This window comes from Pedobacter steynii (assembly GCF_001721645.1).
Lineage (GTDB): Bacteria > Bacteroidota > Bacteroidia > Sphingobacteriales > Sphingobacteriaceae > Pedobacter > Pedobacter steynii_A.
Genome location: NZ_CP017141.1, coordinates 1613185 through 1639670 on the forward strand (window position 1 = coordinate 1613185; position 26486 = coordinate 1639670).

The window sequence follows — 26486 nt, forward strand, 5'->3', positions numbered from 1 at the left end:
TGTATCAATTTTATATTTTTGGGGTTAGTTTAATCTTAAACAAGCCTTAATGAATAATTGGTTAAAAGCGAATGGCATACACCTGGCCATCATTGGATTTTTTGTTATCATCTGTTTTGTCTATTTCAGTCCTGTGTTACAAGGAAAAGCTCCTGCACAAAGTGACGTTATCCAGGCAAAGGCCACAGCTAAAGAGATCATGGATTATAAGGCTAAAGATGGCAAAGGGCCACTTTGGACGAACCAGATGTTTGGAGGTATGCCTGCTTATCAGATCTGGGTTCAACACCCGCTTAATGGAGCAACTTATGTCATCTCTTTCGTAAAAGCGGTCTTTCCCGATCCGGTAGATTCCGTTTTATTGTACCTGGTAGGTGCTTATCTGCTCTTCTGTGTACTCAGAATTAACCCATGGCTTGCTGCCGCGGGAGCAATAGCTTTTGCTTTTACCTCCTATAACTTTATCATTATTGCCGCAGGACATAGCAATAAGGCCCTGGCCATTGCCTTCTGTGCACCGATTATAGCAGGAGTGATCCTGACCCTGAGGGGTAAATACTGGCTTGGAGGAAGTTTAACCGCTTTATTCCTTGCTTTAGAAATCAGGGCAAATCATATTCAGATGACCTATTATCTGATGATTGCCTTGTTGATTTTTGTTGGTATTGAAATATATCATGCCGTAAAAGAGAAAAAACTGGCTGCTTTCTGGAAATCGTTGAGCTTCCTTGCAGTGGCCATGGTATTGGCTTTCATGGTGAATGCCGGAAAATTATGGACAACTTATGAGTATGGTAAGGAGTCTAACCGTGGTAAATCTAATCTGACTACTGATAAAGCGGAAGAGAAAAATGGTCTGTCAAAAGAGTATGCTTATGGCTGGAGCCAGGGAATCGGCGAAAGCTTCACTTTCCTGATCCCAAATCTTTATGGTGGTGCAACGAGCATCGACCAGTTGGTGAAGCCGGAAAGCCATACGTATAAAGCCTTACAGGGTGTTACCGGTGGCGACCCTACACAGGCCATTCAGCAATTGGCTGGTCAGGTTGGTTTGCAGCAATACTGGGGTGAAAAACCAGGAACTTCGGGCCCTTATTATTTTGGGGCAATTGTTTGTTTCCTATTCGTATTTGGGTTAATCATCGTAAGGAGCAAGGTAAAATGGTGGATCTTAGGAACAACCATTTTGTTTATGCTGCTGTCTTTTGGAAAAAACTTCCCGCTGATATCTGATCTTTTCTTTGAATATTTCCCGATGTACAACAAGTTCAGGGCAGTAGAGTCGATCCTTGCTTTAGTAGGTTTAATGGTACCTGTTCTGGCGATGTTGGCTATTAAAGAAGCACAGGAAAGCACTTATGATCAAAAAACACTGGTAAAGAAACTGACTATTGCAGCAGGAGTTACAGGTGGTTTTGCATTACTTGTTGCCATCATGCCTACTGCATTCTTTAGCTTTACTTCTTCAACGCATGCGCAAATGGTGCAGGTGCTGACGCAAATGCTGGAAAACAATGCTGGCATGGCGCAGAGCATCGGAAATGCCTTAATTGCTGACCGTGTAGATATCGCAAGAGCTGATGCTTTACGTTCCCTGTTGTTTATTGCAATTGCTTATGGCCTGATCTGGGCTTTCTTAACAAAGAAATTAAATGTACAGACTGCAGTAATTTTATTGGGTCTGGCGATATTGGTAGATATGTGGCAGGTAGATCGCCGTTATTTAAATAACAGCAATTTTGCCAGCAAAAGCGATGTGAACAATCACTTCCAGCCTCGTGATGTGGATACTTTCATCATGGCCGATAAAGATCCGGATTTCAGGGTGCTTGATTTAAGTATCTCTACTTTCCAGGATGCAAGTGCTTCGCAGTTCCATAAAACTGTGGGTGGATACCATGCAGCCAAACTGAAACGATACCAGGAGCTGATCGATAACCAGTTCTCGAAAAGCATCAACCAGGATGTATTGGATATGTTGAATACCAAATACCTGATTACTCAGGATCCTAAAAACGGATCTTATAAAATGCAACGCAATCCAACTGCTGCTGGTCATGCCTGGATTGTTCAGAATGTACAGTTTGCAAAAGATGCTGATGAAGAAATGAAAGCAATCAGCAGCTTTGATCCTAAAAAAGAAGCAATTGTTGATGTGAGGTATAAATCTTTAATTGATACCAAAAAGGTAGGTGCTGATCCTACTGCATTTATTAAATTGGATAGTTATCATCCTGATCACCTTGTTTATTCTTATAGCGCACCAAGAGATGTGATTGCGGTGTTTTCAGAGATTTATTACGACAAAGGTTGGAACATGTATGTGGATGGGGTTAAAAAGCCTTATTTCCGTGCTGATTACGTGTTGCGTGCTGCTCAGCTGGAAGCAGGAAACCACAAAGTAGAATTCAAATTTGAGCCGGTATCTTATTATATGGGTGAGAAGATCTCCCTTGCAGGTTCATTGCTGTTACTGGCAGGGCTGGGATTTGCGTTTTACTCAGAAAATAAACAAAAGAAAAAAGCTGCTTAAGGTTTTTCTTTATGTCGGCCTGTTTTAGGTCGATACATTAATCATATGAAGGCCCGGTACTGTACAGTACCGGGCCTTTTTTGTGCCGGACATGCCGATCAGCCTCGGACTAAATGTGTGTGGATTGTGGTTACCTGTGCTGTAGTATTCTTGCGGTACCCCTTAGGGGTTTGTAGGGCCTTATCAGGCCTGAGGCCTGTTGGAGGCTGAATTTAAACGTTATTTATTCTTTAGCCGGGCTACCTGAAATAGGGCCGCAGCCAAAGAGATCTTTAACTGAAGTAAAAATACAATAGAATTGTGATGTTTGCTGAAAATTAGCCGTAACTTATGTTAAATTAATTAATCACATCGTTATGGCAATATCTAAGTACGGCCCATATGGCCATCCAAATGGAAAAATTGGAAAACTGGTACACTACATGTTAAAAGGGCAGCCTGTAACACGTTTAGTGGGAAGAAGGACTAAATCGAGTCCTGCGCAATTGGTGAATTGTCAGAGTATGGCAGTAACCATGCGCTTTTTAAATCATGAGAGTGTTTTGAGGTTTATCAATTTGGGCTTTGAACTGGAAGCCCGCGGAACGGTTAAAAACCAGCATAACCTGGCTACCTCTTACAATAAGAAATTTGCCTTAAAAGGCGAGTATCCTAACCTCAGGATGGATTACAGCAAAGTATTGCTGAGTAAAGGGGAATTATCTGCTCCTAAAGACACTAAACTGATTAAAACAGAAATAGGGCTGGAGTTGAGCTGGAATCCTGAAATGCCTGGTTCCTGGCATCATGGAGATGATATCGCTATGGTTTTAGTGTATTTTCCACGCAGTCAGGAAGGGATCAGCTTTTTAAATGCGTCCAAAAGAGAAACAGGAAAACACAGTATCCCCTTAACCAGAGAATTTCAGGATGATCCGATAGAGGTTTATATGTGCTTTAAATCTGCAGACGGAAAGGAAATCTCTGATAGTGTCTATTTTGGAAACCTGAACGGGGAAGCAGAAACGCCGGAAGAACAGCGGCAAAAGAAGAAATATGTGGAGTTGAAAGCCCGGTTTAATCAGGTTTCGGCAGCTTATTGGCAAAATATTGAGCTTAACGGAGGGCTAATTGTGGAGACTAAAGCCTTTAGGAATCTCCAAACGGAATACCTTGCGTTGAAAGCTAAGCTGGATAATTTGCCGGGAAAACCAAGTTGATGATTTCGATAGGTCAATTAATAAGATTTTAGATGAAAATTGAGTTAAATATGCTGGTGGATTGAGGTTATATTACAATCCCTGGGATTGGTATGGATTTAATATAATAAATAATATTTCCTTAACAGCCTGTTAATCCTTATGTTGCAATTTTGCATCATAAACTTAAACTGTTTTCCCTATGCAGGAGTTGTTTTTGATGGTATGCTTAATTGTTTTGGTTGCATTCTTTTTCAGTCCTTACGAACTGACAATGGAGGAAGATGATGTCTAAAAGAGAAGTGGATATCGCCGTAATCTCAGACGTTCACCTTGGAACTTACGGCTGCCACGCAAAAGAATTATTAAAATACCTGAAAAGCATCAAACCAAAGATGCTCGTGCTAAACGGAGATATTATCGACATCTGGCAGTTTAGTAAGCGCTACTGGCCGGAAACCCACATGAAAGTAGTTCGCAAGCTCATGAAATTTGTGGTAGAAGGAGTTCCTGTCTATTACCTAACCGGTAACCACGATGAATTGCTGCGGAAGTTTGCAGACATGCACATGGGGGCTTTTCACCTTCAAAATAAGCTGGTTATTGAACTGGATGGCAAGAAAGCCTGGTTTTTTCATGGCGATATCTTTGATGTTACGATGCAACATTCGAAATGGCTGGCTAAATTGGGTGCGGTAGGATATGATACCTTGATCCTGATCAATAGCTTTACCAACTGGTTTCTGGAACTGTTGGGAAGAGATAAAATGAGTTTCTCGAAAAAGATCAAGGCTGCATTTAAAGATGCTGTGAAGTTTATCAATAAATTTGAATCTACCGCCGCTGAACTGGCCGTTGAAAATGGTTATCAATATGTCATATGTGGACACATTCACCAACCGGAAATGAGAACGGTAACCACAGATGAGGGGTCGGTCATGTACCTGAACAGTGGGGATTGGGTGGAAAACCTGACGGCATTGGAATACAGCAATAAAGAATGGAAAATTTTCAAATACGATCATAAAGATTTTGAAAAGGATGAAGTGGAAGAAGGAGAGCTGTCCGATAGTGAAGACCTTCACAGCAAGCTCGATATCAATACCTTGCTCCAAAAGATTAAATTAGAAATTGTCTAAAGCGTAAAAATTGTAGATATTCGGTGCGAATGAAAATACTATACGCTATTCAGGGTACAGGGAACGGACATATTAGCAGAGCGAGGGAAATTGTCCCGCTGTTGCAAAAATATGGGGATGTTGATTTACTCGTCAGCGGAACACAGGCAGATGTTAAACTGGTTCAGGAAGTCAAATATCAACTCCATGGATTCAGTTTTATTTTCGGCAAAAAAGGCGGTGTAAACCATTATGAAACCTGGAAAACCATGAATCTTCCACGTTTTTTGAAGGACATGAAGACCATTCCTCTAAAAGAATACAATCTGATTCTTAATGATTTTGAGCCGGTAACCGCTTGGGCATGCAGGACCCAGGGGGTGGAAAGCGTTGGTTTAAGTCATCAGGCGTCTTTTCAGTCCAAAAAAGTGCCTAAGCCTAAAAGCATTGACTGGGCGCAATTGGTGATGAAATATTATGCACCGGCAAGCCATTATGTTGGTTTTCATTTCGAACGTTACGACGATTTTATCTATACACCAGTGATCCGTGCAGAGATCAGAAACATGGTGGTCAGCAATCTTGGTCATTATTCGGTATACCTTCCGGCAATAGACGATAAATTCCTGGTTCCTATCCTGAAACAGATTCCACAGGTAAAATGGGAAGTATTTTCCAAGCATACAAAAATCAGCTATACAGATGGAAATGTGGAGGTGAGTCCGGTAAATAATGAACTATTCAACAAGAGCCTGGCTTCCTGCGAGGGATTGTTTACCGGCGGGGGCTTTGAAGGGCCTGCTGAGGCATTATTCCTGGGCAAGAAACTTTTGGTGGCACCCATGAAATTTCAATACGAACAGCAGTGTAATGCTTTTGCACTCAAGAAATTCGGATTGCCGGTAATCTGGGGAAGCAACAGAAACTGGCTGCCCATCATTAAAAACTGGGTAAATAATCCTCAGGAGCATCAGTTCCATTTTCCGGATGAAACGGCCGCAGTAATTGATAAAGTAGTAAAGGATTTTGCCAGATAATTTGCTTTACTTTGCCTTAATATACAGGCATGATCAATCAATTTAGAAATTTAAACCCTATAAACCTGCTCCTGTTATTCGCATATACTTTTTTTATGCGCATGGCTATATTTGCAGATCCACCGGCGCAGCTGAATTTTGAGTTCCTGGAATCGTATACCAAGTTTTTTATTCAGATTCCTGTTCAAAATACCTTTTCTCCTATTGCAAATGCCTTTTTTGCGGCTATCATCATATACGTTCAGTCTATTTTGTTTAACAGGGTGGTGAACAATCATGGATTACTGAATAAGCCGGGTTTCCTTCCGGCACTGCTTTATGTAACCGCTGCAGGTTTATTTATGCCTTTCCTCGTGTTGAGCCCTACACTGATCTGTAATTTTCTGCTGATATGGATCATGGATAAATTTCTGAAGGTCGGAAAATCTCCGAATGCGTTGATGATCATGTTCGATATCGGGATGATTATTGCCATTGGAACCCTGATTTATTTCCCTTTTATCGTGATGTTGGTGATGATGTGGTTCACTTTGCTGCTTTACCGTTCCTTTAATGGAAGAGAGTGGATCTCGGGACTGATCGGATTTCTGACCATCTTCTTTTTTGTCTGGGTGTTTTATTACTGGAATGACAGCCTGTCCATGTTCTACAAGATCTGGCTGCCGCTAGGTAACAAATTCCCTTCAGTCTTTAAAATCAATTATAACGATTACCTGGTATTGGTTCCGGTACTGGTCATGATGGTGCTCGCAATGATACAACTGAGAGAGAATTTCTTCCGGAGTTTTATCAGTACAAGGAAGGCTTTTCAGATGTTGTTTATCATGTTTCTGGTGGCGATTATCAGTGTGTATACCAAGCCTGATTTCAGGCTTTATCACTTCTTATTGTGCGTGCCTCCGGGCTCAGTTTTACTGGCTTACTATTTCTCAAATGCCAGAAAAAGATGGTTTTACGAAAGCTTGTTCCTGATTTTAGTTTTCGCTATTCAGTACTTTTTGTTTGTTTAACTTTTTTTAACAATTTCGAACCTTATTCTTTGCTAAAGATTAATAGCTTTGTGACATGAAGTTTGTTTATGTATTAGAACACGCGCTGAGTGCATAATCTGGTTATAGATATTGGAAATACGAATCCTAAAGTTGCTGTCTTTACCGACAGAACAATGGTTCATGCTCAGGTTCTTAAGCAAATGACACCGGATGTCGTACTGGATCTGATTCAGCAATACCAGATCACCGGCTCTACCATATCCAGTGTAGGTCCTGAATTGGAGGATGTGATTGACGTTCTGAAAGCAAACACAACATATATTCCTTTTTCAACAGATCGCAATACCGGGATAAAAAACAATTATAAAACGCCATCTACACTAGGATTAGACCGCTGGGCAAAAATTATTGCAGCGCATCATTATTATCCGGAAAAAAACTGCTTTATAATCGATGCAGGAACCTGTATCGTCTACGATTCCTTAACCGCCCAAAGCGAATATTTTGGAGGAAGCATTAGTTTAGGAATAGATATGCGTTTTAAAGCACTAAATCATTATACCGGACGTTTGCCCCTGGTAGACTGGGATAGGGAAGAAGGACAGATACCGGAAGGAACAGACACAATTACCGCCATTCAGAATGGTGTTTTACAAGGAGTGATTAACGAAATTGAAGGGTTCATCACCCAACAAAATAATAAAAATAACGACCTGACGGTATTGATAACGGGGGGTAATGCTACATTTTTGCTGAAACAATTAAAAAACAGCATCTTTGCGCCTCAAATTACTCACGATCCGTATTTGGTATTAAAAGGATTAAATGAAGTCATTGCATTTGAATATGTACAAAAAAATTAATTATATAGCAGCCGTATTGGTTTTGTTTACCGGCATTACTGCCCAGGCACAGGTTACGTCGCAATCCCCATATTCTGAATATGGACTAGGAAATGTAAAGCCAATGGTACTTCCGCAATTGCGGGCTATGGGTGGGATATCCAGTGGGGTTTTTAAACCAAATGGATATAATAATATCAATATGCTGAACCCTTCTACTTATTCCGGAATTAATATGGCTACAGTAGATATTGGCATGTCTGGTACTTTCACCCAATTGAAACAGGGAAGTCTGGCCGAAAAAAGTTTTAATGCTTCGTTAAATCATATTGCCCTTGCTTTTCCGATCAAAAGCGGTAAATCAGGGATTAGCTTTGGTTTAATGCCTTATACTCAGGTTGGTTATGAATATACCAAAACAGGAAAGGTGGATACCAGTAATTCTACGAGCATTTATTCCGGAGAAGGAGGATTATCAAAAGCTTATCTGGGTTTTGGTCAGCAAATCGGTGATCATTTCAGAATCGGTGCAAACGTAGAATACATTTTTGGAAACCTGGTTAAGAGCAGTTCTATCGAATTGGAGAGGGCAGCAGCCAAGTATTCCAGAGAGCAGGATAAAAATAGTATTGGCGGAGTAAATTTCTCCTATGGTGCTCAATATGAAATCCCTTTGGGAACTAAAAAGAGAATTACTTTCGGGTATTCAGGATCTGCCTCTTCTTCAATCAACTCCAAAAGAACTTATCTGGCTAGTCAATACATTAGAAACGGAGAAGATGAAGGTAGCTTTATAGATACGCTTTCTTCGATTGAAGGAAAACAAACAAAATTGAAACTGCCATTGACACATAGTTTTGGATTTACCATTCAGAGAGATAATAAATGGTTATTCGGTGCCGATTACAGAATGGGTGGCTGGAAAAAATTAGCTATTGATGGTGTTAACCAGGGTCTACAGGATAGCTGGGGTGTTTCTGCCGGTGGGCAATATACTCCTGACATCAGCTCTATTGGTAGTTATTTTAAACGCGTAGACTACCGTCTGGGTTTTATGTACGACAAAACTTATATCCAGAGATCTGGTCAGGATATTAAACAACAGGCAATTACATTTGGATTTGGATTGCCATTGGCGCCATCAAGGTATTCAGTTTATAAATTGAACTTTACTACCGAAATCGGACAAAGGGGCACATTGACCAATGGCCTGGTAAAAGAAAATTATATTAACTTCCATATCGGCTTTACACTCAACGATACCTGGTTCGTTAAAAACAAACTTTATTAACTGGCTCCGGGTTTAGGCCCGGAACCAAATTAAAATACAATCTGCATGAAATCCCGGGGAATACTATCTGGTATAGTTGTACTTAGCTTATTTCAGCTTTGTTTAAGTTCCTGTGGAGAAGATGACCTGAAAAAGGCTGCTCCCATATCAGCTAAGGACAAAATGATCCTGAACAGGGACCGTACGCTTGGGGTGGAAATCATCTATAGCGATTCGGCCAAAGTACAGGCAAAAGGAACGGCACCCATTATGGATAAGATTACCCCGAAGAGCGGCGCTATTTATCAGGAGATGCCGGCCGGAGTAAAGATCAATTTTCTCAACGAGCAGATGGGCAACAAAGGCTCCGTGACTTCCGACTATGCCATCCAGAAAGAAAGCGAAAAACTGGTGATTTTCAGACGGAATGTGATCGTGGTAAACGAGCAGCTGACCTTCAATACCGAAGAACTGACCTGGGATCAGAATAAGAAGATGTTTTTCTCTCCAACAGGTGTGGTGACCAAGCCCGATGGGACCATGGTAAATGCCATAAACTTCAGTGCAACGGAAGATTTCAGCGTTTTTAAATTCGAAAAGGGATTTGGAGAGACCTATGTTGATAAAAAATTCGGGGAATAACCGGCGGATTTAAAAGGCCATATTTCCTTAATTTTTAAATACTTAATCAAAAACAATTTAATATTTTCTTTTTTTCGCAAAAGTTGTATCTTGCGCCCTCTTAAAAAAGATTTATAAATAAGAATATTATGGGATTAATGACATTTTTGCGGAATCGCGCAGGGTACATTTTGATCGGTGCCATCGGTTTTGCAATTGTTGCATTTTTGGTTGGTGATGCAATTCAAGTAGGTAAGCCTTTCTGGGCCGAATCTCAGAAGGTTGTCGGATCAATTGATGGTGAAGAAATTAGCATTGATACTTTTGGTCCTAAAGTAGACCAGAGTTTAGCTCAGTTTAAACAGCAATATGGTGGTTCTGGAAATGCCCAGATGCAAGCTATGGCTGTAGACAATGTTTGGAACGGAGAAGTAGCAAGCATTCTTTTAGGTAAAGAATATAGCCGCTTAGGTTTAAACGTTTCCAGTGATGAGTTATTTGACCTGATGCAAGGTGAGAATCCCAGCCCGCTGATTGTTCAGTATTTTGGTAATCCTCAAACTGGTCAGCTGAACCGTTCTGATGTGATCACTTCCCTTAAACAAAGGGCTAAAAATCCTCAGTTAAATCAACAATGGTCTTTGCTTGAAACTGAAATTACTAAACAGGCTTTACAGCAAAAATATGCCAACCTGGTTCGTAACTCTTTATACGTAACCACGCTGGAAGCAAATGATGAATACCTGAACCGTAACAAGCTGGCAAACTTCAAATATGTTGGCCTTGATTATGCTTCGATTCCTGATGCTAATGTAAAACCAACTGAAGCAGATTATTCTGATTATTATAACGCCAATAAAAAACGTTTTGAGAACCCTGCAGAGACACGTTCATTTGAATATGTATCTTTCAGCGTTAGCCCGACTAAAGAAGACTCTCTTGCAGTGAAAACTCAGGTAGATAAACTGGCAGCGGATTTCAAAACTGCTCCAAATGATTCTTTATTTGCAGCACTAAACTCTGATGTTAAAGTTCCTTATACTTATTTGAGTAAAGGTAAATTAGATCCGGCTGTTGACTCTGTAGTTTTCAATCTTCCTGCAGGTAGCTATTACGGACCTAAATTTTCTGGTAACTCTTATAAACTAATCAAGGTAATTGATACCCGTTTTTCTCCGGACTCAGTAAAAGCAAGTCATATTCTTATTGACCCTACTAAATTGGGTGGTGTGGATAAAGCAAGAAAACTGGCTGATTCCCTGAAAACTCTGGTACAAGGTGGTGCGAACTTCGCAACCCTGGCTAAACAATATAGCGTTGACGGATCAAAAGATAAAGGCGGTGACCTTGGTACTTTTACCCGTGGACAAATGGTTCCTGAATTTGAAAATGCTGCATTCGATGGTAAAGCCGGAGATCTTAAAGTAGTGACTTCACAATTCGGTGTGCACCTGATTAAAGTTGAAAAGCAAATCGGTTCTTCTAAAGTTGCTAAACTGGCATACGTAGAGAAAAGCCTTGCAGCAAGTAATAAAACTAAAGATGCAGCTTACAAAAAAGCCAGTGCTTTCTTAAGTGAGGTTAAAGACAATAACTTTAGCGAACTGGCACAGAAAAACAAATACACTGTAGGTGTAGCTGATAAAGTAACCGGATCGCAAGGTTTTGCTCCTGGTTTGGACAACCCGCGTCAGCTGATCCGTGATGCTTATGCAGCAGACAAAGGTGATGTGCTTAAAGAAATCTATCAGATGGATAATTCATTCGTGGTTGCCCGTGTAACAGGCATCAATCCTAAAGGTACATTACCATTGGAAGCAGTGAAGAAAGACATCGAGCCTTTGGTTCGTAATGCAGTAAAAGCAAAACAACTGACTGAAAAAATTAATGCGGCTTTACAAGGTGCAGGAAATATCGATCAGGTAGCTCAGAAATTAGGAAAACCGGTAGCACCAGTTCAGAACATGGTATTTGCTAACCCGATTATCCCTGGAGCAGCTCAGGAAAATAAACTGGTAGGTACCGTATTCGGTTCTCAGCCAGGAAAACTTTCTAAACCTGTAGATGGCGAACGTGGTGTGTATGTATTTACTGTGGATGGATTTAGTAATCCGGCTCCTCTGGCAAATACTTACAAGCAAAAAGAAGCAATGATGCAGGTAGCTGCTCAGCGTTCTTTAGGATCGGCATTCCAGGCATTGCAGGATAAGAGCAAGATAAAAGACAATAGAGTGAAATTCTATTAATCTTATTTTACGTAATTTTGTAACCGGAAGTATTATCGCTTCCGGTTTTTTTATTTTAATAACCATGGACATTCAGGAGAACTTCGTTAATAAAGTAGCTGCAAGTGGCTTGATCACGTTAAATCTGGAAGAATATTATCATACCGGAGAAAGGGTTGTTTACGACATTAAGGATAACCTTTTTCATGGCTTGATGCTGAGAGAAAAAGATTTCAGAGAGTTTATAAAAACACATGACTGGGCCGGATATACCGGAAAAAATATAGCTGTTATCTGTAGTGCAGATGCCATTGTGCCAACATGGGCTTATATGCTGCTGGCCAATAAATTAAAACCTTATGCAAATGAGGTAGTTTTTGGTAGCTTAGAGACGCTGGAATCGGTACTTTTCACTAAAGCACTTGCAAAGATAGATCTGAATGCATTTGCCGGAGAAAGAGTCGTGGTAAAAGGATGCGCTGACATTGAGGTGCCCGTTTCTGCCTATGTGGAAATTACTAGCCTGTTGACGCCCGTTGTAAAAAGTATAATGTATGGTGAGCCTTGCTCTACCGTCCCGATTTATAAGCGAAAGGATTAAGTTTGGATTGTTTTTTGTTTTAACCCTGATATGAAGAAATCATTATTGATCGTCATTATTGCATTACTAAGTTTCAGGGGGTTGGCCCAGGAGCTTCCTTTTGTTAAAGAGCCTGTGTTTCAAGTGGGAGAAGTGCTTAAGTATAAATTGAGATATGGCTTTATCACCGCGGCAGAAGGAACATTGAAAGTCCTGGATTCAGATCTTAAATTCGATGGTAAACCTACTTTCAGATTATCGGTGGATGGAGTGACCTCCGGAACATTTGATGTCTTTTATAAAATAAGAGACCATTATGATTCTTATATTGATAAAGTAAATCTTAAACCTTATTTCTATCAGGAAAATATCCGGGAAGGAAGTTACCGCAGGGAGGATAAAGCAAGGTTTCATCAGGGAGACCGCAAGGTGGTGGCCACAAAAGGAACTTTTAACACACCAACCGGTCAGACTTTTGATCTGGTATCTACCTATTACTTTGCCAGAAGCCTGGATATCTCGAAGATGAATACCGGAGATAAAGTGAAAGTGAATTACTTTTTGGGTGATGAGATCAATCAGCTGGAAATTGAATTTGTAGGACGCGAAACGGTCAAAACAAAAATGGGTAAAATCAGGTGTTTGAAATTTAGTCCTTCTATTAAGCCTGGACGGATTTTTAGAAAAGACAGTAAATTATACCTGTGGATTACTGATGATGGCAACAGGGTGCCTGTAAAGGCCCAGGTGGAAATCTTAGTGGGTGCAGTGACCATGGAAATTAAATCAGCCGATGGATTAAAGTATCCTTTGGCTATAGTAAAATAAAAAAGATGATAGAAGTACAGAATACACTCGTGCATGAGGACCTGATCAGCGAAAGCTTTGTCTGTAACCTCAACAAGTGTAAGGGCATTTGCTGTGTAGAGGGAGATGCAGGAGCACCATTGGATGTAGCGGAAACGGCAATCCTGAGGGATATTTATCCCAAAATCCAACACCTGCTGGAAGAGAAAGGAATCAAGGCAATCGAAGAACAGGGAACTTCTGTTGTCGATGCTGATGGCGACCTGACCACGCCTTGTGTGGATGGAAATAAGGAATGTGCCTACGTAACTTTTGAAAATGGAATTACTAAATGCGGAATAGAAAAAGGATATGAACTTGGATTGGTAGACTGGCAGAAGCCGATTTCCTGTCATTTATATCCGATCAGGGTAACGCAGTATCCGGAGTTTGAAGTATTGAATTACGACAGATGGCACATCTGTCATGATGCCTGTACCTTCGGAAGGGAATTAAAAGTTCCGGTATATCAGTTTTTAAAAGGGCCACTCATCAGAAAATATGGTGCAGAATGGTATGCTGAGCTGGAAAACAGCGTGTCCTTAAAAAAGGAAGAAGAGCAGGGATAAACGATAAATGATTACAAATCAAACCCAAATAAATTGAAAGGAATAATTTTAGCAGGGGGAAGCGGTACAAGGTTGCACCCATTAACCCTAGTAATGAGTAAGCAGATGATGCCTGTATACGATAAGCCGATGATTTATTATCCGCTGTCGACTTTAATGCTGGCAGGAATCAGAGAGATCCTGATCATTTCTACCCCACATGATCTTCCGAATTTCAAGAAACTTTTAGGAGATGGAAAAGCTTTAGGTTGTGAATTCTCGTATGCTGAACAGGCTGATCCGAATGGACTGGCGCAGGCTTTTGTAATCGGTGCCGATTTTATTGGTAAAGATAAAGTAGCCCTGGTATTGGGTGATAATATCTTTTACGGAGATGGGATGGCAAAGCTGTTACAAGCCAGCTCTGATCCGGATGGTGGTGTAGTTTTCGCTTACCGCGTATCAGATCCGGAACGTTATGGAGTGGTTGAATTTGATGAACATAACCAGGCGGTATCCATAGAAGAGAAGCCGCTGGAACCCAAATCAGATTATGCGGTTCCCGGACTGTATTTTTACGACAACAGTGTGGTAGAAATTGCTAAAAATATTAAACCTTCGGCACGTGGGGAGTATGAGATTACAGATGTAAATAAGGTCTATCTGGAGCAGGGCCGACTGAAAGTAGGGGTGTTGAGCAGAGGAACAGCCTGGTTGGATACCGGAACTTTTGCTTCTCTAATGCAGGCCGGTCAGTTTGTGCAGGTAATCGAAGAACGTCAGGGATTAAAAATCGGATGTATCGAAGAGGTGGCTTACCGGATGGGCTTTATTAATAAAGAACAGCTTCGTGAAGTAGCAACACCATTGGTGAAAAGTGGATATGGGGCTTATCTGTTGAAGATTTTAAAGTAAGCAGAAAAAATATAAAGAAACCCTGGTAATGATTGTTCATGCCAGGGTTTTTTGTTGCTTAATTTTTGTTAAGATTGCGCTCCGGCAATTGAGTTGGCGCGTAACCGAACTGCTTTTTGAAGATAAAAGAGAAATGGGATAAGTTTTCAAAGCCGACTTCAAATATGACCTCAGTTGGTTTTTTGCGCTTTTCACTAATCATGTAGTGGGCCAGTTCTAAGCGTCTTTGGGTAAGCCATTTTTGAGGCGTTGTGTTGTAGGTCTTTTTAAAATCTCGCTTAAAAGTGGTAATGCTTCTGCCTGTGAGGTATCCAAATTTCTCCATCGTCATATTGAACATGTAATTCTTTTCCATGAACCTGGCCAGATCAACTTTACCGGGTTCTTCAAAGTTTGCCAGTATGCCATCAATTCCAGGATCGATAGCTCTCAGGATGCTGATGGCCTCTGTAATTTTTAGGGCGGCAATATGTTCAGGAAGTTCTTCCATCTCAAAATATGGTATTAATGAGCTAAGGCAACTTTCCAGTAGCGGGTGACTATTGAAACTGCAGATTTTAGGAATTGGTGTAATGCTGGTCGTAATTTTGATATTCGCGTAAAAATCACGGAGTGTTTTTGCCGATAAAAGCATCACAACAGTTTTATGTGGCATCCCATCTTTTGGAAAGTTGATGATCGTGGCGGGCTGATTTCTTGGGATTAAAAATATATCGCCCGTTTTAAAGCGATGACTTTCTTCTGCCTGAACGATTTTTGTTTCGCCTGAAATGAACCAGATCAGCATATGATGGTCAAATATAATGTCCGACTTGAAAAGCTTGTCCTCATAACAGGAAAGCTTAATGTCGGGCGTAATGTATTTCGAGGTGTGCTCCATTAACCTGGTTTATGATTTGTAAGATTGAAAATACAACAGTTTATTCGATGTCCAAAATTGCTTTTCTTATAGTAAGTGGAATTTGAGAAATGTTACTGGGTAAGGAAGGTAGTCCCGGTCATTTTCTCACTTAATGTCCACAGCTTTTTGGCATTATTCTCGTCCAGGGAATAAGGTTGAACGCCACGTAAGGTCCAGGGCTCATCGTATCTGTGTTCAATATTTCCGAGGTCAAGTTCGGCGATATCCGAGTCTTCACAGTAGACCCCTCCGATGGTATTTAGCGCAGGACTTACAGCGCACCAGATGGTTGTGGCTGCACCCTGCGGAATTGTTTTTAATTTACGGGCAACTTCCTGTTTAATGACCCCATCGGCATCATAAGTGCCCATTTGCTGAAACAGGGCTATAGGTTCTTCCCTGCCGAGATCAGTGCCATAAATAGAGCCCGGATGCAAAGAATATGCCCTTATATTGAACTCCAGACCACGATTGTCGAGCTCAAGGGCGAATAGGTTACTTGCCGTTTTCGATTGTCCGTACCCTAGTAAGGTCTCATATTCGCGTTGTTCAAAATTTGGATCATCGAAGTCAAAGGCTGACATTTGATGACCAAAAGAGGAGACGTTGATCACCCTGGCACCATTTGCTTTTTTAAGAGCAGGCCATAACCTCGCGGCAAGTTGAAACTGTCCGAGGTGATTGGTGGCCAATTGTGATTCTATACCACGGCTATCTCTGCGTAATGGTACCCACATAATTCCCGCATTGTTGATCAGCAAGTCAAGTGGTCTGCCTGATGCAAGGAACTTTTCCGCAAAAGCATCAATGGATTCCGGATTGATCAGATCCATTGTCTCCAACTCTACATTGGCAATACCTCGCAGGTTTTTCTTTGCTTTTTCCATATCCCTTGCCGGAACAATCACCGTTGCTCCTGCTGCTGAAAGGATTTTAGTTGTTTCCAGGCCAATGCCTGCATTACCACCTGTTACGATAGCCGTTTTTCCGTTGAGGTGGATGCCTTTGATCACCTCAGCTGCTGTTGATGTGGCGTTAAACCCTGAACCAATCGGTTGTTGTAACGCACCTTGATAATTATTCTTTTTCATGTCAACTTTATTTTGTTGACACAAAAGTAGAGGAGATTAAACTGATCGGCTTTGTTTTAAAGACCTATTTTACTTTGTTTTAAGGACTATTTGAGTAATTTTTTATTGGTTATTCCAGCCTTTTTAATCTGTTTTCCCAAATCATTTTATAGGTTTCTTTATAAGATTCAGATAAAAATGAGTGGTCTATAAGATGGAAAACTTTATCAGTAGCTGAATTGAACTTCTTCAATATCCTGTCAAAGACTTTTTCTCTTATTCCCAGAACTCCCGAAAGCATTTGAAAATCTTTAAGTTTGATTTTTGATTTCCGGCCATTTAATAAAAGCGCCATGTCTTCTTTATCTTTCGGATAGATCAGATGACTGTTTATTAAATCATACGCCGGCGACAATACAATTCCCTGATCGAGATGCATTATCGAGAAATTCTTCATATGCATATCATTGTTCCCGGAAAGAAAGGAGAATAAGAGTAATTCAAAGTAGTTTATAACATCTAATCTGCTGTTTGTACAATGAGTTGTAATCAATTTCCCACATCTTTCGTAAGAGCTGTCATACTTTTGTTCTGTTTGAAACTCTCCGAGCTGGCAAAAATCTTCCAGGTGTATTTTAATATTGTCGACTCTATCAAATCTCTTTGCTAAATAGACCAAATCTCCGTTTGAGGTGGGGATTAGACAATGATCACAGGTTTTAATTCCAAATAGATTTGCCAAATGCATGGTTAAGTCTTCAGCTTCCGGCATTTGAGCAATCTCTCCATTTTGTGGCTTAAGGATATATTTTCCCCATAGTCCAACAATGGTTAGTCTTTTGGTTCCCGCAATATTTTCTACATCAATAGATAACTTGGGTTGAACGCCTGTAAGAGAAATTCTTTTGTTAACGGTTTCTTTTGCCAGCTTTGCTAAAAGGTCATTATTAAGTATTAATTCAGGTAATGTGTCATAACCGAAAAATTTCTTACAACATTTCTTATGATAAAGGCTTTCCTCCAAAGGTTGATAACAAAATAAACACTTAGCCATGGTCTGCCTCCTCTACTGGGAATACGGTAACCGCACCAATGGTATCCCTACATAAAGTAATCAGCAGTTCAAAACGATCTGTTCCTTTAAGATGCCACTCTTGTCGTGCGATGTTTAAGAGCCAACCTTCTGGTATTAAACCGTCAAAGAAAGAAAATAAAACGCGACTCGTGTATGCGTATTCGGAAAGTGGTAGCGTAAGGCTAACCGGTCTTGGATTATTGCCTGACAGGTATTCATTTTCATAAGTAAACCGATAACCCTCGTCATACTTTTCCAGATAACCTGCAAGCTGATCTCTATACATAACCTTTGCTCTTTGTCTCATTACTATTCCCTGCTTAAATCAATTACTCCAACCTGCTTTCCGAATAATTCCAGTACTTGATTTACTTTATCCAAACGTAAGGTTGTTTTGCCTCTTTCCAATTCCCGTAGAAAGCGTAGGCCTACACCTGCTTTAAATGCTAATTCTTCCTGAGACAATTTTAATGTCTTTCTTCTTTCTTTTACAAATAATACAATTGAGTTCATAGGATACCCTTTAGGGTACAATATAGTAAAAAATATTCAATGCTATACCCTATAGGGTACAAATTTAGTTCAAACATATTTATTGTACCCTATAGGGTATACTTAGTGTGTCTAAGTAGTCTGTTTGACGGAGGTAACAATCTTATTCATGCCAAAATCGCTTAATCATTTGACAAATTCAGAAAATTTTGTGCCTGCCAATTTCCTTTCTTTGAATTAGCCGCTTTTAACTAAATTGAGTACTGCGTAAAGGAATCACCTAAACCCAAATAGAATTAACGATGAAACATAAATCAGGCATTCTGCTATTTATGCTCCTGCTTTGGAGCAATTTTAGTTTTTCACAACATGACCCCAAGGCTTTAAAAGCATGGCAGGATCAGAAATATACAATGTTCATCCACTATGGGATTTATTCCGTATTGGGTGGAGTGTGGGAGGGAAAGCCGGTAAGCAAGGGTTTAAGTGAGCAGATTCAGGCTCATGCAGGAATCTATAGTGATACCTATGCTAAAGTCGCTAAAAGGTTTAATCCGGAAAAGTGGAATCCTGATTCTATTGTTTCACTGGCAAAGAAAGCTGGAATGCGGTCGATCGTGATCACTTCCAAACACCATGATGGCTTTTGCATGTTTAAAACCAATACGACCGATTTTAACGTTGTGGATGCGACTCCCTATAAAAGAGACGTATTAAAAGAACTTTCTGAAGCGTGTAAGCGTGGTGGATTGCGTTTCGGATTATACTTTTCATTGATCGACTGGCATTATCCGCAAGCTTCACCAATTTCCAGCAGCAACTCAGATTATATTACTCCGGAGCATGTGGAATACAATAAAAAACAGATTACAGAATTGCTGAGCAATTATGGCCCGGTATCGGAATTGTGGTTCGATATGGGTTCTCAGAGTGCATCAGAAAGTAAAGAACTGAGAGATCTGGTTCACCGTCTTCAGCCCGATTGTATGATCGGTAGTCGCATTGGAAATGATATGGGAGATTTCAATGTGATGGGAGATAACCAGGAACCAGATTATACGATTGGAGTGCCATGGCAGTCTCCTGCCTCTTTCTTTGATGAAACCTGGAGCTATCGTTCCTGGCAGGATCGCGGAAGCGAAGAAGAGAAAACAAAGGAAAAGCTAACCAGTCTGATCCGTGTAGTGAGCAGAGGAGGGAACTTTCTGTTGAATATTGGGCCGAAAGGGGATGGTAGTGTTGTAGATTTCGAAAGGGATGTGCTATTGAAAATAGGGAAATGGCTGAACAAAAACGGAGAAGCAATTTATGCGGCAGATCCTGACCCTTTCCACATTACTTTTAAATGGGGCAGTTTAACAAGTAAAACCAATAAAATCTATTTGCACCTGCTGGAGACGCCTGAAAACGGACAGATTACTTTGCCCGGGCTTCAAGGGAAAATTAAAAGCGTAGCCGTACTTGGAGAAGCCAAACAAAAAATAACGTTCTCGCAGGATCAATCAGGTGTGAAGATCAATGTTCCTGCAGGTCTTGATGTCCATAAAGAATTTAAAGTAATTGCCATCACCTTTGTGAATGGATATCAGGTTCCACCCGCAAATATTGTTGCACTGAACAAGGAAGAAATCGTTCTTAATTCTCCTAATGCTTTTAAGCATTACAGCAATTCCGGAATTGATTACAATACCAGATATCAAAGTACGGTTAAAGAATCCTGGACCTTAAAAGCCATAGAATCCGGAAAGTACATCCCGAGAATCTATTACTCAGATCAGGAAAAAAATAAAATTATAGACCTGGAGCTGAATGGGAAAGTTTCCGTAGTTTCTTTCTCTGATGGGACGGCAGCAGAACTTCCGCAGTCCGGAGAACTCAACTGGGGAACGATATATCTTTCAGGCCCTTCAGGTTCCGGAATAGATGGTTTCCCTGGAGACATCCGCTCTGTAAATCCGGAGCAGTCCTGGGGCAGAAATGGAAATCAGTCCTGGACGAAAAAAGCGGAATGGAAAAATAATGAACTGTATACACTGCCTGCGGAAACAGAGACTGCAGTTTATGTGATGCAGGAAATCAACTCCACAGCAGATCAGACCTATCTTGCGGGAATCACCAGTACGGATGGGGTAATCGTCACGCTGAACGGGGAAATTCTGGCTAAGCACAATAATCCTTTTAAAGGGGCTAAATTGACCGATGTCATCCTGTTACCCTTGAAAAAAGGTAAGAACCAATTGCTGGTTAAATACTTCAATGGATACAAAAAAGACATCACCCTGGGAATCAGCAACAACTTAAAACAGCAGGTATATTACAAGGACCTGCCGGAATTGACTATGGAAAAGGGAAAATACTATCCGTTTAGCTGGCAGCTGAACCGGCCTTTATCTCCTCATACTACGCTTGGATTGTCAAATGTGAGCCTTAAAATCCATAGAAAGTAGCCAAAATCATTTAATGATATGATAAAATCATAAAATAAAATATAACATAATTCGCGTCCTTTGGGTAACCAAAAAATTAAACCAATGACTAAAAATAAATACCTTTTCCCATTCATCATGATCACGTCCCTGTTTTTTATGTGGGGTTTCGTGCACAATCTTGATCCAATCCTTATTCCCCATCTGAAGAAGTCGTTCAGTCTTTCTACTTTACAGGCTTCATTAGTGGATTCAGCCGTATTTATTGCCTACTTTTTAATGGCATTACCTGCAGGATTTATCATGAAGAAATATGGGTACAAAACAGGTATCATCATTGGATTGTTGTTGTTCGCCATCGGGTCCTTTTTATTTATTCCTGCTGCGAATACACAGTTGTACTTTTTCTTCCTGATTGCCCTGTTTATCATTGCCTGTGGGTTAACTATTCTGGAAACTGCAGCAAATCCATATGCCTCTTTGCTGGGCCCAGCGGAAACCTCAACCTTCAGGTTGAATTTCGCGCAGTCATTTAACGGGCTTGCGGCGACTTTGGCGCCAATTATCGGTGCGAAGATCATCCTTACAAAAGGATATTCCGATACAGAGCTCAGTGCAATGACGGAATCCGCGAAACAGGTTGCCCTGGCTTCAGAAGCTTCCAGTGTAAAGATGCCTTACCTGATACTGGGTAGCATTATTTTGGTCATTGCGATCATCTTTGCTTTCTTGAAATTGCCTGAGATTAAAGAAACGGAGCAAAAGGAAGGCGAGAAAACCGGCATCTTTCATGCCCTGGCACACCGTCACCTAAGCTGGGCTGTTGCAGCACAGTTTTTCTATGTGGGTGCGCAGGTTTGTGTGTTCAGTTTCTTCATCCTATATGCTACAAAAGCGGCAGGAATAGATGAACAACAGGCGGCAAAATATGCGGGATATGGAATGGGAATGGCCTTTATGATCGGTAGATTTTTTGGAACTTTCCTGATGAAATTTATCAGTGCAGGTAAACTATTGTCTATCTATGCCCTTATCAATGTCATTTTGTGTATCGTAGCCATAACATCGAGCGGAACTATTGCGTTGTATGCAGTAATAGGAATTGCCTTTTTTATGTCGATCATGTTCCCGACCATTTTTTCTCTTGGAATCAAAGATCTGGGTAAGGATACAAAATTTGGAAGTAGTTTAATCATTATGTCTATCGTTGGCGGTGCCATATTACCTCCGGTAATGGGGTATATCAGCGATATGACCCATAATATTCAAATGGGATATGCGGTCCCTTTAATCTGTTTTGTAGTGGTATTCCTGTTTGGCATAAAAGGCCATAAGGTAATTGAAATTAAAAGTTATGAGTAAGCAGTATTATTTAACGCTCGATTTGAAAGCCGATGATCAGCTGATCGCGGAATATGAAGAAATGCATAGGGCCGTTTGGCCGGAGATTATAGACAGCATCAAGTCGTCCGGAATCCAGAATATGGAAATTTACAGAACGGGAAACCGTCTGTTTATGGTTATGGAGGTAAGTGACGATTTTAGCTTTGAACAAAAAGCAGCAATGGATGCCGGGAATGAAAAAGTACAGGAATGGGAAACCTTAATGTGGAAGTATCAGCAAGCGGTACCGGGAGCTAAACCCGGAGAGAAATGGATGATGATGGATAAAATATTTCAATTATAAGGTCAATGTCAGCAAGCACTAAAAATAGTTTTTTACAGATCCATCCGGACGACAATGTCCTGGTTGCTTTACAGGATTTACCGAAAGGGCAGGTCATAGAATGGAACGATTCACAGATTGTCCTGAAGGAGGATATCCGTGCAAAACATAAATTCTTTATCACAGACCTGAATGTAGACGATGAGGTATTGATGTATGGGGTGTTGGTTGGAAAAGCCACTACTCCGATTCTTAAAGGAGGTCTGATGACTACCGATAACATTCATCATGCTTCGCAGGATTATGGTTTCAGAGATATAAATTATCAATGGCAGAAGCCGGATGTTTCGGCATTTGCAAACCGTACTTTCAATGGTTACCACCGTAAAGACGGAAGGGTAGGGACGGCGAATTACTGGTTATTTGTACCCACCGTATTTTGTGAAAACAGAAACCTGGATGTGATCAAAGAATCTTTGTATCATACCCTGGGGTATACCGTAACGGATAAATACCGGTTGTTTACTGATCAGTTGTTAACCGCTTTTAATGAAGGAGAGAGCATCGCCTCTTTTCAACCGGATAGCCTTTCGGCCCTACAGCCTGCAAAAAACAGGGTGTTTAAGAATGTAGATGGGATTAAATTTCTGAATCATCAGGGAGGTTGCGGTGGCACGAGGCAAGATTCCGCTTTGCTGAGTAACCTGCTGGCCGCTTATGCAGATCATCCTAATGTGGCGGGAATTACGGTATTGAGCCTGGGCTGCCAGCACTTGCAGACACAGGACCTGCTAAATGATGTCAAGAAAAGAAACCCTGCATTCGATAAGAATATTTTAATCTTTGAACAGCAACAAAGTCAGAGTGAAGAACAGCTGATTAAAGCAGCAATTCTTAAAACCTTTGTCGGGCTGACAGAAATTAACAAGATAGAACGTGCTCCGGCACCATTGAGCGCATTATGCGTAGGTGTAAAATGCGGTGGTAGTGATGGTTTTAGTGGCATCTCTGCCAACCCATCGGTAGGTTATACTTCCGATCTGTTGGTGGCCTTAGGCGCTAAAGTATTGCTGGCCGAGTTTCCGGAGTTATGCGGAGCGGAGCAGAACATCATCGATAGGTGTGTGGATAAGCCCACTGCGGATAAATTTATCCGCCTGATGCAGGAATATGATGCTCAGGCACATGCAGTAGGTTCCGGATTTCATATGAACCCTTCGCCGGGAAATATTAAGGATGGTCTGATTACAGATGCGATTAAAAGTACCGGAGCGGCAAAAAAAGCAGGAACTTCGCCGGTAGTAGATGTATTGGATTATACCGAGCCAGTAACAAAACCAGGTTTAAGTCTGGTATGTACCCCCGGAAATGACGTGGAAGCAACAACAGGAAAAGCAGCAAGTGGTGCAACGCTAATCCTGTTCACTACCGGACTGGGAACGCCGACAGGAAATCCGGTATGTCCGGTGATTAAGGTGGCCACCAATACGGAACTGGCAACCAGGATGGGTGACATCATTGATATAGATACCGGTGCCATCATCCGTGGAGAAAAAACAATTGAAGAGATGGGAATAGAAATTCTGGAGTATTGTATCAGGGCTGCCAGTGGAGAAGTTACTCCGAAAGCAGTACTGCTGAACCAGGATGATTTTATCCCATGGAAAAGAGGCGTTTCATTATAGCAATAAAATATGTTCAGTTTAAAAGGAAAATCAGCGATTATAACAGGTGGGGGTAGTGGAATAGGTAAAGCCATTTCCATGCTTTTTGCTAAACAGGGCGCAAAAGTGCACATCATTGAATTGAATGCCGATGCGGCACAACAAACGGTAACAGAGATCGAAGCAGCAGGTGGTGCTGCGGCGGCTTATGGTTGCGATGTGAGCAACCAGGAGGCAGTACTGAACACTTTCAGTCAGATCGGAGAAATTGATATCTTAGTAAATAATGCGGGTATTGCCCATATCGGTAAAGCAGATACGACGAGTGAAGAAGATTTTACCAAAGTATTCAACGTGAATGTAAAGGGTGCTTATAACTGTTTATATGCAGGAATCCCGGCGCTGAAGAAAAGTGGATCAGGAGTGATCTTAAACATGGCTTCTATAGCGGCCGTAGTGGGGATTACCGACCGTTTTGCGTACTCGATGAGTAAAGGTGCCATATTTGCAATGACGCTTTCCGTAGCACGGGATTATATGGCGGATGGTATTCGCTGTAACAGCATCTCACCAGCAAGGGTACATACTCCTTTTGTAGATGGGTTTATTGCCAAAAATTATGCCGGACAGGAAGCCGAGATTTTTGAGAAGTTGTCGAAAAGTCAGCCTGTAGGCCGTATGGGAAAACCAGAAGAAGTAGCCTCACTGGCACTTTACCTGTGCTCAGAAGAGGCAGGATTTATTACCGGAAATGATTATCCCCTTGATGGAGGATTTATTAAATTAAATAATTAAAGATACAACGATGAAATTAATCAGATGGGGAGCCGCCGATCAGGAAAAGACCGGTGTAATTATAAACGATATTTGGTACGATACTTCTGCTTTTGGCGAGGATTATAATGAGCAGTTTTTTCAGAACAACGGACTGGAAAGGTTAGCTGCTTTTGTAAAAGAGAATGAAGCAGAATTGCCGGTAGTTCCGGCAGAGACCCGTCTGGGTTCTCCTGTGGCACGTCCTTCAAAAATTGTATGTATAGGGCTGAATTATGCAGATCATGCAAAAGAAACCAATGCGCCGCTTCCACCGGAGCCGGTGATCTTCATGAAATCGACTACCGCTTTGGTTGGTCCTTTTGATGACATCATCATTCCAAAAAATTCGGTAAAAACGGATTGGGAAGTAGAACTTGCCGTAGTGATCGGTAAAAAAGCTTCCTATGTGGAAGAAGCAGATGCATTGGATTATGTGGCGGGTTATGTGCTGCACAACGATGTTTCTGAAAGAGAATTCCAGATCGAAAGAAACGGGACCTGGGACAAAGGAAAAGGTTGCGATACTTTTGCACCTTTAGGCCCATTCCTGGCTACAGCAGATGAGTTAGGTGATGTGAATAACCTTCGCCTTTGGCTAACCGTAAATGGCCAGAAAATGCAGGATGGCAATACCTCCAATTTTATCTTTAATGTTCCTTTCGTAGTGGCTTATGTGAGTCAGTTTATGACTTTGCTGCCAGGCGATGTGATTTCTACAGGAACCCCGGCAGGTGTGGGCTTAGGCTTTAAACCCCCGGTATACCTTAAAGAAGGAGATGTAGTGGAGCTTGGTATTGACGGCCTTGGAACTTCCAGACAAGAGGTGAAGAATTATGTTAAAAATTGATTCCCACCAGCATTTCTGGAATTATGATGAGGTAAGGGACAGCTGGATCACAGACGATATGGATGTGCTGCGCGATGATTTCTTACCCCAGCACCTGAAACCCATCCTGGACCATTATCAGTTTGATGGTTGTGTGGTGGTGCAATCAGATCAGAGTCAGAAGGAAAATAAATTCCAGTTGAACCATGCCGCAACACACCCTTTTATTAAGGGAGTAGTAGGCTGGGTAGACCTGCAGGCAGCAGATATCGCTGATCAGCTGGCAGAACTCCGTAAACATGAAAAGCTAAAAGGCTTCAGGGAGATCCTTCAGGGAGCATCCGATCCGGCCTTAATGTTGAAGCCGGAGTTTGTAAATGGCATCGGTAAATTACGTGAATTTGGATTTACCTACGATATCCTGATCTACCCGCATCAATTGAAATATGCGGAAGAACTGGCTGCCAAATTTCCTGATCAGCCTTTCGTCCTGGACCATATCGCTAAACCCGGAATAAAAGAAGGCAGCATAAGCCCCTGGGATGAGGACATCAAACGATTGGCGAAACATGAAAATGTAAGCTGCAAAGTATCGGGAATGGTTACTGAAGCAGATTGGAAGCGCTGGAAGGGGAAAGATTTTGATCCTTATCTGGACCTGGTTTTCGAAGCTTTTGGCGCCAAAAGAGTAATGTACGGTTCAGATTGGCCGGTATGCCTGCTGGCAGGCGACTATGGAAGGGTCTTGAACGTCATGGAAAATTATACTGCAAAGCTTTCCGAACATGAACGAAACCTGTTCTGGGGAGGAAATGCAAGTCAGTTTTACAACTTAAAATAAGCAA

25 protein-coding genes are annotated in these 26486 nt (G+C 41.3%); 20 read left to right on the forward strand and 5 right to left on the reverse strand.

Annotated elements, in window-relative coordinates:
* Nucleotides 1-49: 49 nt before the first annotated feature.
* The 13 genes from BFS30_RS06630 (at nt 50) to rfbA (ending at nt 14705) form a co-directional block, all read left to right on the forward strand.
* On the forward strand, nt 50-2533 hold the full coding sequence (locus BFS30_RS06630) for a hypothetical protein (RefSeq protein ID WP_069378564.1): 2484 nt from the start codon (nt 50-52) through the stop codon (nt 2531-2533).
* A gap of 356 nt (nt 2534-2889) precedes the next feature.
* The gene (locus BFS30_RS06635) at nt 2890-3732 is read left to right on the forward strand and encodes a DUF6266 family protein (protein WP_069378565.1); all 843 of its coding nucleotides are present in this window, start codon (nt 2890-2892) and stop codon (nt 3730-3732) included.
* 266 nt (nt 3733-3998) lie between these two features.
* A complete protein-coding gene (locus BFS30_RS06640; protein WP_069378566.1) occupies nt 3999-4850 on the forward strand; it encodes a UDP-2,3-diacylglucosamine diphosphatase in 852 nt (283 codons plus the stop codon).
* 29 nt (nt 4851-4879) lie between these two features.
* A complete protein-coding gene (locus BFS30_RS06645; RefSeq protein WP_069378567.1) occupies nt 4880-5866 on the forward strand; it encodes a glycosyltransferase family protein in 987 nt (328 codons plus the stop codon).
* A gap of 29 nt (nt 5867-5895) precedes the next feature.
* On the forward strand, nt 5896-6876 hold the full coding sequence (locus BFS30_RS06650) for a DUF6427 family protein (protein ID WP_069378568.1): 981 nt from the start codon (nt 5896-5898) through the stop codon (nt 6874-6876).
* Nucleotides 6877-6965: 89 nt separating this feature from the next.
* Nucleotides 6966-7721, forward strand: coding sequence for a type III pantothenate kinase (locus BFS30_RS06655; RefSeq protein ID WP_069378569.1), 756 nt, complete (start codon nt 6966-6968; stop codon nt 7719-7721).
* The gene (locus BFS30_RS06660; RefSeq protein WP_069378570.1) at nt 7684-8991 is read left to right on the forward strand and encodes a hypothetical protein; all 1308 of its coding nucleotides are present in this window, start codon (nt 7684-7686) and stop codon (nt 8989-8991) included. The genes BFS30_RS06655 and BFS30_RS06660 overlap by 38 nt, the downstream gene beginning before the upstream one ends.
* Nucleotides 8992-9036: 45 nt before the next feature.
* The gene (lptC, locus tag BFS30_RS06665; protein WP_069378571.1) at nt 9037-9612 is read left to right on the forward strand and encodes an LPS export ABC transporter periplasmic protein LptC; all 576 of its coding nucleotides are present in this window, start codon (nt 9037-9039) and stop codon (nt 9610-9612) included.
* 128 nt (nt 9613-9740) lie between these two features.
* Nucleotides 9741-11837, forward strand: coding sequence for a peptidylprolyl isomerase (locus tag BFS30_RS06670; protein ID WP_069378572.1), 2097 nt, complete (start codon nt 9741-9743; stop codon nt 11835-11837).
* A 64-nt stretch (nt 11838-11901) separates the two neighbouring features.
* Nucleotides 11902-12417, forward strand: a complete 516-nt coding sequence (locus BFS30_RS06675) for a DUF2480 family protein (RefSeq protein WP_069378573.1) — start codon at nt 11902-11904, stop codon at nt 12415-12417.
* Between the two features lie 30 nt (nt 12418-12447).
* The gene (locus BFS30_RS06680) at nt 12448-13224 is read left to right on the forward strand and encodes a DUF3108 domain-containing protein (RefSeq protein ID WP_069378574.1); all 777 of its coding nucleotides are present in this window, start codon (nt 12448-12450) and stop codon (nt 13222-13224) included.
* A gap of 5 nt (nt 13225-13229) precedes the next feature.
* Entirely contained in the window at nt 13230-13811 is a 582-nt protein-coding gene (locus tag BFS30_RS06685; RefSeq protein ID WP_069378575.1) for a DUF3109 family protein, read from the forward strand.
* Nucleotides 13812-13844: 33 nt separating this feature from the next.
* Nucleotides 13845-14705: a glucose-1-phosphate thymidylyltransferase RfbA gene (rfbA, locus tag BFS30_RS06690; protein ID WP_069378576.1), complete on the forward strand. Its 861-nt coding sequence runs from the start codon at nt 13845-13847 to the stop codon at nt 14703-14705.
* A 58-nt stretch (nt 14706-14763) separates the two neighbouring features.
* Here the strand turns inward: rfbA and BFS30_RS06695 are convergent, their stop codons facing one another.
* The 5 genes from BFS30_RS06695 to BFS30_RS06715 all read right to left on the reverse strand — a co-directional run bounded on the left by BFS30_RS06695 (nt 14764) and on the right by BFS30_RS06715 (nt 18264).
* Nucleotides 14764-15585 carry a helix-turn-helix domain-containing protein gene (locus BFS30_RS06695; RefSeq protein ID WP_069378577.1) on the reverse strand — a complete coding sequence of 274 codons (822 nt, stop codon included), beginning with the start codon at nt 15583-15585 and terminating at the stop codon, nt 14764-14766.
* Between the two features lie 92 nt (nt 15586-15677).
* A complete protein-coding gene (locus BFS30_RS06700) occupies nt 15678-16697 on the reverse strand; it encodes an SDR family NAD(P)-dependent oxidoreductase (RefSeq protein WP_069378578.1) in 1020 nt (339 codons plus the stop codon).
* 109 nt (nt 16698-16806) lie between these two features.
* Entirely contained in the window at nt 16807-17700 is an 894-nt protein-coding gene (locus BFS30_RS06705) for a HipA domain-containing protein (protein ID WP_237028720.1), read from the reverse strand.
* A gap of 22 nt (nt 17701-17722) precedes the next feature.
* Nucleotides 17723-18037, reverse strand: a complete 315-nt coding sequence (locus tag BFS30_RS06710) for a HipA N-terminal domain-containing protein (protein ID WP_237028721.1) — start codon at nt 18035-18037, stop codon at nt 17723-17725.
* 23 nt (nt 18038-18060) lie between these two features.
* The gene (locus BFS30_RS06715; RefSeq protein WP_069378581.1) at nt 18061-18264 is read right to left on the reverse strand and encodes a type II toxin-antitoxin system Y4mF family antitoxin; all 204 of its coding nucleotides are present in this window, start codon (nt 18262-18264) and stop codon (nt 18061-18063) included.
* Between the two features lie 281 nt (nt 18265-18545).
* Here BFS30_RS06715 and BFS30_RS06720 point away from each other — a divergent pair, with 281 nt between their 5' ends.
* The 7 genes from BFS30_RS06720 to BFS30_RS06750 all read left to right on the forward strand — a co-directional run bounded on the left by BFS30_RS06720 (nt 18546) and on the right by BFS30_RS06750 (nt 26482).
* Nucleotides 18546-20690: an alpha-L-fucosidase gene (locus BFS30_RS06720; protein WP_083251979.1), complete on the forward strand. Its 2145-nt coding sequence runs from the start codon at nt 18546-18548 to the stop codon at nt 20688-20690.
* Between the two features lie 84 nt (nt 20691-20774).
* Nucleotides 20775-22031 carry an L-fucose:H+ symporter permease gene (fucP, locus tag BFS30_RS06725; RefSeq protein WP_069378582.1) on the forward strand — a complete coding sequence of 419 codons (1257 nt, stop codon included), beginning with the start codon at nt 20775-20777 and terminating at the stop codon, nt 22029-22031.
* Nucleotides 22024-22356: an L-rhamnose mutarotase gene (locus tag BFS30_RS06730; RefSeq protein WP_069378583.1), complete on the forward strand. Its 333-nt coding sequence runs from the start codon at nt 22024-22026 to the stop codon at nt 22354-22356. Before fucP ends, BFS30_RS06730 begins: the two co-directional genes overlap by 8 nt.
* A 5-nt stretch (nt 22357-22361) precedes the next feature.
* Nucleotides 22362-24020, forward strand: coding sequence for a UxaA family hydrolase (locus BFS30_RS06735; RefSeq protein WP_069378584.1), 1659 nt, complete (start codon nt 22362-22364; stop codon nt 24018-24020).
* A gap of 9 nt (nt 24021-24029) precedes the next feature.
* Complete coding sequence (locus BFS30_RS06740; RefSeq protein ID WP_069378585.1) at nt 24030-24794, forward strand: SDR family NAD(P)-dependent oxidoreductase; 765 nt, start codon at nt 24030-24032, stop codon at nt 24792-24794.
* A 10-nt stretch (nt 24795-24804) separates the two neighbouring features.
* Nucleotides 24805-25662: a fumarylacetoacetate hydrolase family protein gene (locus tag BFS30_RS06745; RefSeq protein ID WP_069378586.1), complete on the forward strand. Its 858-nt coding sequence runs from the start codon at nt 24805-24807 to the stop codon at nt 25660-25662.
* Nucleotides 25649-26482: an amidohydrolase family protein gene (locus BFS30_RS06750; RefSeq protein ID WP_069378587.1), complete on the forward strand. Its 834-nt coding sequence runs from the start codon at nt 25649-25651 to the stop codon at nt 26480-26482. Before BFS30_RS06745 ends, BFS30_RS06750 begins: the two co-directional genes overlap by 14 nt.
* The last annotated feature ends 4 nt before the right edge of the window (nt 26483-26486 follow it).

Excerpts from the sequence above, each read along its gene's own strand:
- fucP (WP_069378582.1), top strand. The coding sequence starts at position 20,775 with ATGACTAAAAATAAATACCTTTTCCCATTCATCATGATCACGTCCCTG.
- BFS30_RS06700 (WP_069378578.1), bottom strand. The coding sequence starts at position 16,697 with ATGAAAAAGAATAATTATCAAGGTGCGTTACAACAACCGATTGGTTCA.
- BFS30_RS06670 (WP_069378572.1), top strand. The coding sequence starts at position 9,741 with ATGGGATTAATGACATTTTTGCGGAATCGCGCAGGGTACATTTTGATC.
- BFS30_RS06745 (WP_069378586.1), top strand. The coding sequence starts at position 24,805 with ATGAAATTAATCAGATGGGGAGCCGCCGATCAGGAAAAGACCGGTGTA.
- BFS30_RS06750 (WP_069378587.1), top strand. The coding sequence starts at position 25,649 with ATGTTAAAAATTGATTCCCACCAGCATTTCTGGAATTATGATGAGGTA.
- BFS30_RS06645 (WP_069378567.1), top strand. The coding sequence starts at position 4,880 with ATGAAAATACTATACGCTATTCAGGGTACAGGGAACGGACATATTAGC.
- BFS30_RS06735 (WP_069378584.1), top strand. The coding sequence starts at position 22,362 with ATGTCAGCAAGCACTAAAAATAGTTTTTTACAGATCCATCCGGACGAC.
- BFS30_RS06715 (WP_069378581.1), bottom strand. The coding sequence starts at position 18,264 with ATGAACTCAATTGTATTATTTGTAAAAGAAAGAAGAAAGACATTAAAA.
- BFS30_RS06675 (WP_069378573.1), top strand. The coding sequence starts at position 11,902 with ATGGACATTCAGGAGAACTTCGTTAATAAAGTAGCTGCAAGTGGCTTG.
- BFS30_RS06630 (WP_069378564.1), top strand. The coding sequence starts at position 50 with ATGAATAATTGGTTAAAAGCGAATGGCATACACCTGGCCATCATTGGA.
- BFS30_RS06740 (WP_069378585.1), top strand. The coding sequence starts at position 24,030 with ATGTTCAGTTTAAAAGGAAAATCAGCGATTATAACAGGTGGGGGTAGT.
- BFS30_RS06695 (WP_069378577.1), bottom strand. The coding sequence starts at position 15,585 with ATGGAGCACACCTCGAAATACATTACGCCCGACATTAAGCTTTCCTGT.
- lptC (WP_069378571.1), top strand. The coding sequence starts at position 9,037 with ATGAAATCCCGGGGAATACTATCTGGTATAGTTGTACTTAGCTTATTT.
- BFS30_RS06650 (WP_069378568.1), top strand. The coding sequence starts at position 5,896 with ATGATCAATCAATTTAGAAATTTAAACCCTATAAACCTGCTCCTGTTA.
- BFS30_RS06710 (WP_237028721.1), bottom strand. The coding sequence starts at position 18,037 with ATGTATAGAGATCAGCTTGCAGGTTATCTGGAAAAGTATGACGAGGGT.
- BFS30_RS06680 (WP_069378574.1), top strand. The coding sequence starts at position 12,448 with ATGAAGAAATCATTATTGATCGTCATTATTGCATTACTAAGTTTCAGG.
- BFS30_RS06660 (WP_069378570.1), top strand. The coding sequence starts at position 7,684 with ATGAAGTCATTGCATTTGAATATGTACAAAAAAATTAATTATATAGCA.
- BFS30_RS06635 (WP_069378565.1), top strand. The coding sequence starts at position 2,890 with ATGGCAATATCTAAGTACGGCCCATATGGCCATCCAAATGGAAAAATT.
- BFS30_RS06685 (WP_069378575.1), top strand. The coding sequence starts at position 13,230 with ATGATAGAAGTACAGAATACACTCGTGCATGAGGACCTGATCAGCGAA.
- BFS30_RS06640 (WP_069378566.1), top strand. The coding sequence starts at position 3,999 with ATGTCTAAAAGAGAAGTGGATATCGCCGTAATCTCAGACGTTCACCTT.
- BFS30_RS06730 (WP_069378583.1), top strand. The coding sequence starts at position 22,024 with ATGAGTAAGCAGTATTATTTAACGCTCGATTTGAAAGCCGATGATCAG.
- BFS30_RS06720 (WP_083251979.1), top strand. The coding sequence starts at position 18,546 with ATGAAACATAAATCAGGCATTCTGCTATTTATGCTCCTGCTTTGGAGC.